Raw genomic sequence first — 9120 nt, 5'->3', positions numbered from 1 at the left:
CCCTGTTCGGCCTGGTCCTGTTCTTCCTGCTCCGCTCCAAGACCCTCGGCTACGGCGCCGCGTTCGTCGCCATGATGTTCGGCTTCTACCTCGCCTCCACCGGCGCCTCCGAGCCGATGAACGAGCTGACCGCCGCCGTCGTCGACGCCCTCGGCAAGATCTAGGAGGCCAGCCATGCACGACCACGCCCCCGCCCTGCGGCCCCACACCCCGTCCGCCGCCGCGTACGACCCGGCATCGCTGGAGCTGTACGCGCCCGCGCCGGCCGCCGTCGAACTCGCCGCCGAACGCGGCCCCGTGGTCTGGGTGCCCGACGCCTACGGCCGCATGGTCCCCATGCCCAAACACCTCGCCCCGCCGCCCATGCCCATCCCGGAGCCGCGCGACCTGACCCCGCTGCCCCTGCTCGACCCGATCGCTCAGCGCTTCATCGGCGCCGGGATCGGCGGCGGCGCCCTCGCCGCCGGGGTCGGCTGGGCAGTGGGCGAAGTCATCAGCGCCGCCGCCGGATTCACCTCCGGCGGCGCGATGTGGATCGCCCTCGCCGTCCTCGCCTGGCGCATGCCCATGCGCGCCATCAACGCCGGGCGCGGCAGCACGGTCAACATCCGCAAGGCCGTCATCAAGCGCAACCACTTCCACGGCTGACCAAGGAGGACCCACGTGTTCAACGAACCGCAGCCCGATCCCATCTCGGATGCCCCTCTGGACATTGCCCCGCGCGGCTTCATCGGCAACAGGATGCAGCGCGCAGCGCTGCTGGCCGAACTGAAGACCGCGGGCGTGGAACTGGGCGCGTACGACCGCCTGATCGTGGACTGGATGGGGCAGTGGGACTACCCCACCGTGGCCACCATGGCGAGCCTCATCCGCCGCGCCGCCCACCACAACCCGGCCTGGCAGCACGCCCGCACCGCCGTCGACTGGCTGAACGACCACAACGGCACCGACGAGCAGGAAACCACCCTGCGGCTGCTCAAGCTCACCGAAGAAGCCGGAGAAGCGGCACAGGCCTACATCGGCATGCGCGGCCAGAACCCCCGCAAGGGCACCACCCACACCGCCGCCGACGTCACCGCCGAACTCGCGGACGTGATTCTTACGGCCATGGTCGCCATGCACAGCTTCACCGACGACCCCGAGTCCGCGCTGAACGCCATCGTGCGTGAGCGCGCCCGACGGCTCGCCGCACTGCTGGACACCACGCCCTTCTAGCTACGCCAAGGGCGGCCCCCACGTCTCGGCAAAGATCCGGGGCCGCCCTTGTCCCCCAGCACCCTGCAACAGGACTGGAGACACCCAGCATGACCCAACTCACCGACCATCGGCGAGACCGCGGGCCCGCCACGGCTGAGCTGATGCGCACCGCGCTGGAACTCGCCGCGCACGGCGTGCCGCCGCTGCCGCTGCGCGCCGGGAAGGTGCCGTTCGGCAACTGCCCCCGCTGTGCGGGCGGCGCCTGCGGCGGCCGGCCGAACATGAAGAGCGCGGGCCCCTGCCAGTGCCCGGCGCCCTGCCACGCATGGGCCGCCGCCACCCTCGACCCCCGCGTCCTCACCTCCCCCACGTGGGCCGCGGCCTGGCGTGAGGCCGTCGCCATCGGCTACCACCCCGGCGGCGCCGGGCTGACCGTCGTCGACCTCGACACCCCGGCCGCCGTCGCCTGGGCACGCCAGACGCTCCCCCGCACCCGGACCGTGCCGACCACGCGCGGACAGCACTGGATCTACCGGAGCGTGATGCGCTCGGCCAACGCCGTGCGCCCCGGCGTCGACATCAAGTCGCACATGCAGTACGCCCGTTGGCTCGGCCACGGCACCGGCCGCATGCTCGACCTGCCGTCGGCCGTACGCGCCCTGATCGTGAAGGAAGACACCACCCCCGCCCCCCGGAAGGTGGTGTCTTCCACCCCCCGCGCCCCCTGGAGCCGCCACGCTGCCACCGGCTGCGGCCACACCGAAGGTTTCGTACGCACCGGCCTCGACCGCGGCCTGGCCCTCGTACGCGCCCGGACCGAATCGGGCGCGGGATCACAGGCCTTCGGCGTGGCCCGGTTCCTCGCCGTCCAGCACACCGCATGCCCCGGCCCGTGCGGGCTGGAAGCCCTCGGGGAAGAGATCGTGGCCGCTGCCGTCGCCGTGGGTGTGCCGGAGGACTACGCCCGCCGCGCCGTCACCAACGGCCTCAACACCGGCCAGGGAGGCGAATCATGATGCCCCGGCCCGACATCCCTGCCGACGGCCCGCAGGACGCCGTGCAGGCCGCGCCACACACGGCCGTGGGCGAGCCGACAGGCGCCGCCCGTCAGGGCGTCCCCATTGCCCTTCGCTCGGACCCGCATGCGGAAGAACTGCCCTCACCGTCCAACCCGTTGGCCGTCGCCCGACGTCTCCTGCCCGACTGGCAGACCGACGATGGGCACCTTGTGTGCCGACGCTGGCGAGCGTCCTGGATGCGCTGGACCGGCACGAGTTGGCGCGAGCTGGACGAAGCGCAGGTACGCAAGCACATGTATGAGCGCCTCGAACACGCCGTCTACCAGGCACCCGCCAAGGACGGGCAGACCGAGGAACGCGACTGGGCCCCCACAAAGCAGAAGATCAGCAACCTTCTCGACGCCCTCGGCTCCATCACCCTGCTGTCCACGGACCTGGACGCTCCCGCTTGGCTCGACGCCAACGGCGACGCGAGCGAGCGGGACGACGGGCCGATCGTGGCGTGTGAGAACGGGCTGCTGCGCATCCGGGACAGGGCGCTCCTGCCGCACAGCCCCGGGTTCTTCAACCTGGTGTCCGTCCCGTTCACCTACGACCCCACAGCGACCGCGCCGACCTGGGAAGAGTTCCTGGGGAAGATCTGGCCCAATGACCCCGACGCGATCCAGTCGCTTCAGGAGTGGTTCGGCTACGTCCTCTCCGGCCGCACCGACCAACAGAAGATCCTTCTCATGGTCGGTCCGTCCCGCTCTGGCAAAGGCACTATCGCCCGTGTGCTGAAAGAGCTGGTCGGCAGGGAGAACCTTGCCGGGCCCACGCTCGCCGGGCTCGGCACGAACTTCGGGCTGTCCACCCTGGTGGGCAAGCCGCTCGCGGTAATCTCCGACGCCCGGCTGTCCGGCAACGACAACAGCCAAGTCGTCGAACGGCTGCTGACCATCTCCGGGGAAGACACCATCGACGTCGACCGCAAGTACCGCGCGGTGTGGACCGGCAAGCTCCCCACCCGGCTGATGATCCTGTCCAACGAGCTGCCGCACTTCGGCGACTCCTCCGGCGTCATCGCCCGCCGCTTCGTGGTGCTCAACATGACCGTGTCGTGGCTGGGCAAGGAAGACCCCGCCCTGTTCGACCGGCTCGTCACCGAGATGCCCGGCATCCTGAACTGGGCCTTGGACGGGCTTGCCCGGCTGGAGGCCAAGGGCAGGATCACAGAGCCAGCGTGCAGCCGGGAAGCGGTCACCACCATGCAGGACACCGCCTCACCCACCAGCGCGTTCATCCGCGAGCGCTGCACCACCGGGCCCACGTGCAGCATCCCGGTAGACACCCTGTGGGCCGTCTGGCGCGAGTGGGCCGAGGACAACGGCGTGAAGGCCATCGGGACCAAGCAGATGTTCGGCCGCAACCTGCTCTCCGTTGTCCCCCAGCTCAACCGCACGCGTCCCCGGGACGCCTACGGCCGGCAGGTGGCCACCTACAACGGAATCACGCTCAGCCAGTCCCACCCACATCTGGCTGAGTCGTGACTCATCGCGTCTCACGCCCCCTCGAACCCTCGCTGAGTCGCGATGAGTCACGACTCAGCGCAATGTCACTCCAGCTCGCCCCGGGCACCGGCCCCGTCTTCAACCCCGAGGAGACGTCTCGGATGAGTACCGCCATACAGGCACTGAGCCACGCCATCGACGCCCCCATCGGTCGGCTTCTCTACACCCCCGAGGAAGCCGCCGAGGTACTGAGCTACGGCCGTTCGACCGTCTACGAGCTGATGGCCGAAGGAGTCCTGAAGTACGTCAAGCGCGGCCGTTCGCGCCGTATCCGCCGCAGTGACCTTGTGGCGTACGTGGACAGTCTCGAACCCGTCACCAACTGATCAAACCGCAGCCGAGGCGGCCCCGGACCGAACGTCCGGGGCCGCCTCTCGCATGGAGGAACATTGAGCCCCCGCAAGCCGAACATGGAATCGTCCATCTACCTGGGCAGTGACGGTTGGTGGCACGGCCGCGTCACGATGGGCGTCAAGGACAACGGAGAACCGGACCGACGCCACCGCCGAGCGCGGACCCAGGCGGAAATCAAGCGCAAGGTCAGGGAGTTGGAAGCTCTCCGCGACAAGGGCCGCGCGCCCAAGGCCGGACGCAAGCCGACCGTAGAGCAGTGGATGAACACGTACCTGACCGACATCGCATCCCTGAAGCTCAAGCCGCGCTCCCTGGACGACTACTGGTCCAAGACCCGGAACGACATCATCCCCGGCGTCGGCAAACACCGCCTCGACAAGCTCGCGCCGGAGCATCTGGAACGGATGTACCGCGCCATGCTCGATGAGGGGCACGCCCCGTCGCACGTCGTCAAGGTGCACCGGATCCTCTCGCGTGCCCTGAAGATTGCCCACCGGCGCCGGATCATCGGGGAGAACGTGGCCACTCTCGTGGACCCGCCGACAGTCGACGAGACCGAGGCGAACCCGTTCACGACCGAGCAGGCGAAAGCCTTCCTGGAAGCCGCGGCGAAGCGGCCCACCTTCATGCGGTGGTGCGTGGGCGTCGGGATGGGCTTCCGGCAAGGGGAAGCCCTGGGGTTGCGATGGGCTTACGTCGACTTCGACGCGGAGCTCTTCCACCCCCAGTGGCAGCTTCAGCGCCTCACCTGGCGCCACGGCTGCCAGGACGCCCGCGCGTGCGGCGCCCGCCTCCACCGCTTCGACCCCTGCCCGCCGGACTGTCGGACGCACAAGAACTACAAGCGCGGGTGCCCCAAGCCGTGCCTGAAGGACTGCAAGAAGCACGCCAGCGCGTGCCCCGAGCGCAAAGGCGGTGGCCTGGTCTTCACCCGCCCCAAGACCAAGAAGAGCACGAACCCCGTGCCGATCCCGCCGCCCTTCATCCCGTACCTGCACGAGCACAAAGCACAGCAGGAAGAAATGCGGGAGGCCGCGGGCGAATCGTGGCAGGAGCATGATGCGCTCTTCACGCGGCCGGACGGCCGTCCCCTCGACCCTCGCGCCGACTGGGAGGAGTTCAAAGACCTGCTCGCTGAAGCGGGCATCGACGACCGGCGCCTGTACGACGGCAGCCGCCACACCGCCGGCACGATCCTGAACGAACTCGGGGTGGACATGCCGACCATCATGGAGATCCTTCGGCACACCCAGATCAGCCAGACCCGGCGGTACGTGAAGGGAAGATCACACCTCTCGAAGGACGCGATGCGCCGCATGGGAGACCACTTCATGCCCCGCCCTGAACCCACAACTGAGACCAGGACTGAGACCACGGACCGCCGCGCGGCACGCGCGCAGCGTCGCCGCCGCATCCGCTGAACGCAAAAGCCCAGCTCAGACACTGTCTGAGCTGGGCTTGGAGAGAGCCGCCTTCGGGATTCGAACCCGAGACCTACGCATTACGAGTGCGTTGCTCTGGCCATCTGAGCTAAGGCGGCGCGCTGTCCGCACTATGGTGCGATCAGCAACGTCGGTAAGTCTACACAGTTTCGGGGGGTGCTCCGTACCGGCCCCGGGCCGCCCGTTCCGGGGCCGGTGGGGTGGGCTAGGAGCAGCGTTTTCCCTTTGTGGGAGGGGTGCCGCGGAGCAGGTAGGCGTTGATCGTGGAGTCGATGCAGTCGCTGCCGCGGCCGTAGGCGGTGTGGCCGTCGCCTTCGTAGGTGAGGAGGCGGGCGGAGGAGAGCTGGCCGGCCAGGGCGCGGGCCCAGCGGTAGGGCGTCGCGGGGTCGCGGGTGGTGCCGACGACGACGATCGGGGCGGCGCCCTTGGCCTCGATGCGGCGCGGTACGCCCGTGGGTGCCACCGGCCAGTACGCGCAGGGGAGGGTGGCCCAGGCGAGGCCCTCGCCGAAGACCGGGGAGGCCTTCTCGAAGGTGGGGAGGTTCCTCTGCACCTCCTCGGGGGTGTCAAAGGCGGCCGGGAGGTCGAGGCAGTTCACGGCGGCGTTGGCGAACATCAGGTTCGTGTAGCGGCCGTCGGCGCCACGCTCGTAGTAGCTGTCGGACAGGACGAGCAGGCCCGCGCCGTTCTTCTCCTTCATCGCCGAGGTGAGCGCCTCGCGCAGCTGCGCCCACGCTCCCTCGTCGTACATCGCCGCGATCACGCCGGTGGTGGCGAGGGACTCGGTGAGCGTACGGCCGTCCGCGTCGCCGGTGGGGATGGGCTGCGCGTCGAGCTTCGTGAAGAACGCCTTGAGGTTGTCGCCGACCTTCGCCGGCGCCGTGCCCTTGCCGCCGAGCGGGCAGTCCGGCTGCTGCACGCAGTCCTTCGCGAAGGACTGGAACGCCGTCTCGAAGCCCGCGGTCTGGTCGAGGTTCAGTCGGCGGGCGGGCAGCGACGGGTCCATCGCGCCGTCCAGCACCATCCGCCCCGCCCGGTCCGGGAAGAGGCCCGCGTACGTCGCACCGAGGAACGTCCCGTACGACGCCCCCACGAAGTTCAGCCTCCGGTCCCCCAGCGCCGCCCGCACGATGTCCATGTCCCGCGCCGCCTCGGCAGTCGAGACATGGCGCAGCAGCTCGGGCGAGTCGCTGCCGCAGCCCTCCGCGAACTTCTTGTACGCGTCGACGAGTTGGGTCGTCTCCCGCTCGTCGTCGGGCGTGGAGTCCGTCCGGGTGTACGCGTCCATCTCCCGCCCGTCGAGGCATTCGACCGGCTCGCTGCGGGCGACCCCGCGCGGGTCCACCGCCACCATGTCGTAGCGGGCACGGACCTCCGCCGGGTAGCCGACACCGGCATACGCCTGCAGGTAACCGACCGCCGAGCCGCCCGGCCCGCCCGGGTTCACCAGCAGCGACCCCAGACGCTTGCCCGGTCCCGTGGCCTTCTTGCGGGCGACGGCGAGTCCGATGTCGCCGGCGTCGGGCCGGTCGTAGTCGAGCGGCGCCTTGATCGTCGCGCACTCGAACCCGGGGACCCCGCAGCCGCGCCAGCCCGGTCTCTGCTCGTAGAACGGCGAGAGCGCCGCCGGCGTCGCCCGCGGCAGCGCGACCAGCGCCGCCTCGGCCGCCGTACCGGCCGACGTCGTCGCACCACCTCCGGAGGAGCAGGCGGAGGCGAGCAGGGCGACTGCGGTGAGGAGGGCGGCAGCAGCGGTGGTGGTGCGGGGGGTGCCTGCCGTGTCCGTGGCGTGGCGGGCGGAGGGCTGGAGCCTGGGCTCGGGCTTGGGGCTCCGGTTGGTTGGTCGGGAGGCGCGCCTGATGTGCATCCAGCGAGCGTAACCCTGCGCGGTGGACTGGTTGCTGTGCGTGCAGGGTGTGGCTCGCAGGTGTGCAAGTCAGGTCTCGGTCGGATGCGGGTCGGATGCGGATCGGCTGTCGGTCGGAGACAGGTCGTACGAAGGTCCGACGCAGGTCCGACGCAGACTGGCCGACGATCGGGCCTGCGGTGCTCCCGTACGGGTACGCGTCCCGCCTCGGACATGTGCTGGGCCTTCCACGTACGGGTACGAGTTCCGCCTCGGCCAGGTGCGGGGCCTGTCCCGCACGACCGCACGTCCCGCCTCCGACGGCTGCTGCAGTTGTGCCTCGTACGAGTTACGTCGTCAACACACCGGCCGCCCCCGCATGTTCGAGGTCGCCGGACCGCTGCCCGTCAGCCCGCTCTCAGTGCCATCGTCATCGCCTCCACGGCCAGCAGCGGGGCCACATTGCGGTCGAGGGCGTCTCGGCAGGCGGCGATGGCTTCGATGCGGCGGAGTGTGGACTCCGGGGAGCCGGCGCGGGCGAGGCGCTGCAGGGTGTCCTCGGCGTCGGCGTTGGCGATGGCCACGCGGGAGCCGAGCTGGAGGGCGAGGACGTCGCGGTAGAAGCCGGTGAGGTCGGTCAGGGCGAGGTCGAGGCTGTCCCGCTGCGTACGCGTCCGGCGGCGCTTCTGCTTGTCCTCCAGGTCCTTCATCACGCCGGCCGTGCCTCGCGGCATCCGGCCGCCCTGGGACGCGCCCATCGCCGCCTTCAGCTCCTCGGTCTCCTTGTCGTCCCTCTCGGCGGCGAGCTGCTTGGCGTCCTCTGCAGCCGCGTCGACAAGCTCCTGGGCGGCCTTCAGGCAGCCGCCGATGTCGTCGACCCGAAGCGGCAGCTTGAGCACGGCGGCCCGGCGCTCGCGTGCGGCCGGGTCGGTGGCCAGGCGGCGGGCGTTGTCGATGTGCCCCTGGGTGGCGCTGGCCGCCGCGGCGGCGACCGGGGGCTCGATGCCCTCACGTCGTACGAGCATGTCGGCGACGGCGTCGACCGAGGGCGTCCGCAGGTTCAGATGGCGGCAGCGGGAGCGGATGGTGGGCAGCACGTCCTCGATGGAGGGGGCGCACAACAACCACACCGTGCGGGGGGCGGGCTCCTCGACGGCCTTGAGGACGGCGTTGGCCGACTTCTCGTTCAGCCGCTCGGCGTCCTCGACGAGGATGATCTGCCAGCGGCCGGTCGCCGGCGAGGTGAACGACTTGCGGACGGTGTCCCGCATGTCGTCGGCGAGGATCTGCGTGCCCACGGCGACCACCGTGCTGACGTCGGCGTGCGTGCCGATCAGGGTCGTATGACAGCCGTCGCAGAACCCGCAGCCGGGGGCTCCGCCGAGCGCGCGGTCGGGGCTGACGCACTGCAGCGCGGCGGCGAAGGCCCGCGCCGCCTGGATGCGCCCCGCGCCGGGAGGGCCGGTGAACAGCCAGGCATGCGTCATCTTGGACGCCTCGGGGGGCGGCGCGCCCGTGGCCGCGGCGGTGACCAGGGCATCGGCATCGCGAGCGGCGGCATCGAGCTGCGCGCTCACCTTCTCCTGGCCGACCAGGTCATCCCATACGGTCATGGGTCACCCCGCCCTTTCGTCACGGTCCGTGCTGTGCCCTCCATTGTGGGGGGTGGCACTGACAACGGGGTTCCTGAGACGGACGAGACGGCCGCGATA

General features: G+C 70.4%; 8 protein-coding genes and 1 tRNA gene. 6 read left to right on the top strand and 3 right to left on the bottom strand.

Annotated features, from left to right (window positions below):
- The first annotated feature begins 174 nt into the window (after positions 1 to 174).
- The 6 genes from AB0I98_RS20505 to AB0I98_RS20480 all read left to right on the top strand — a co-directional run bounded on the left by AB0I98_RS20505 (position 175) and on the right by AB0I98_RS20480 (position 5541).
- A complete protein-coding gene (locus AB0I98_RS20505; RefSeq protein WP_362943638.1) occupies positions 175 to 648 on the top strand; it encodes a hypothetical protein in 474 nt (157 codons plus the stop codon).
- A 279-nt stretch (positions 649 to 927) separates the two neighbouring features.
- Positions 928 to 1215, top strand: a complete 288-nt coding sequence (locus AB0I98_RS20500; protein ID WP_362943658.1) for a MazG-like family protein — start codon at positions 928 to 930, stop codon at positions 1213 to 1215.
- 89 nt (positions 1216 to 1304) lie between these two features.
- On the top strand, positions 1305 to 2213 hold the full coding sequence (locus AB0I98_RS20495; RefSeq protein ID WP_362943635.1) for a bifunctional DNA primase/polymerase: 909 nt from the start codon (positions 1305 to 1307) through the stop codon (positions 2211 to 2213).
- Complete coding sequence (locus AB0I98_RS20490; protein ID WP_362943632.1) at positions 2210 to 3745, top strand: phage/plasmid primase, P4 family; 1536 nt, start codon at positions 2210 to 2212, stop codon at positions 3743 to 3745. The genes AB0I98_RS20495 and AB0I98_RS20490 overlap by 4 nt, the downstream gene beginning before the upstream one ends.
- A 122-nt stretch (positions 3746 to 3867) precedes the next feature.
- Entirely contained in the window at positions 3868 to 4092 is a 225-nt protein-coding gene (locus AB0I98_RS20485) for a helix-turn-helix domain-containing protein (protein WP_362943629.1), read from the top strand.
- Positions 4093 to 4155: 63 nt separating this feature from the next.
- Entirely contained in the window at positions 4156 to 5541 is a 1386-nt protein-coding gene (locus AB0I98_RS20480; RefSeq protein WP_362943626.1) for a tyrosine-type recombinase/integrase, read from the top strand.
- A gap of 45 nt (positions 5542 to 5586) precedes the next feature.
- Here the strand turns inward: AB0I98_RS20480 and AB0I98_RS20475 are convergent.
- The 3 genes from AB0I98_RS20475 to AB0I98_RS20465 form a co-directional block, all read right to left on the bottom strand.
- A tRNA-Thr gene (locus AB0I98_RS20475) sits at positions 5587 to 5660 on the bottom strand.
- Positions 5661 to 5767: 107 nt separating this feature from the next.
- On the bottom strand, positions 5768 to 7429 hold the full coding sequence (locus tag AB0I98_RS20470; RefSeq protein ID WP_362943623.1) for an alpha/beta hydrolase: 1662 nt from the start codon (positions 7427 to 7429) through the stop codon (positions 5768 to 5770).
- Positions 7430 to 7815: 386 nt separating this feature from the next.
- The gene (locus tag AB0I98_RS20465; protein ID WP_362943620.1) at positions 7816 to 9021 is read right to left on the bottom strand and encodes a DNA polymerase III subunit delta'; all 1206 of its coding nucleotides are present in this window, start codon (positions 9019 to 9021) and stop codon (positions 7816 to 7818) included.
- Positions 9022 to 9120: the final 99 nt, after the last annotated feature.

The sequence above is a fragment of the Streptomyces sp. NPDC050211 genome, from assembly GCF_040656035.1.
In the GTDB taxonomy this organism is placed as follows: Bacteria; Actinomycetota; Actinomycetes; order Streptomycetales; family Streptomycetaceae; genus Streptomyces.
The sequence above is the reverse complement of the archived record's forward strand: the minus strand, read 5'-3'. Positions and strand labels throughout refer to the sequence as shown.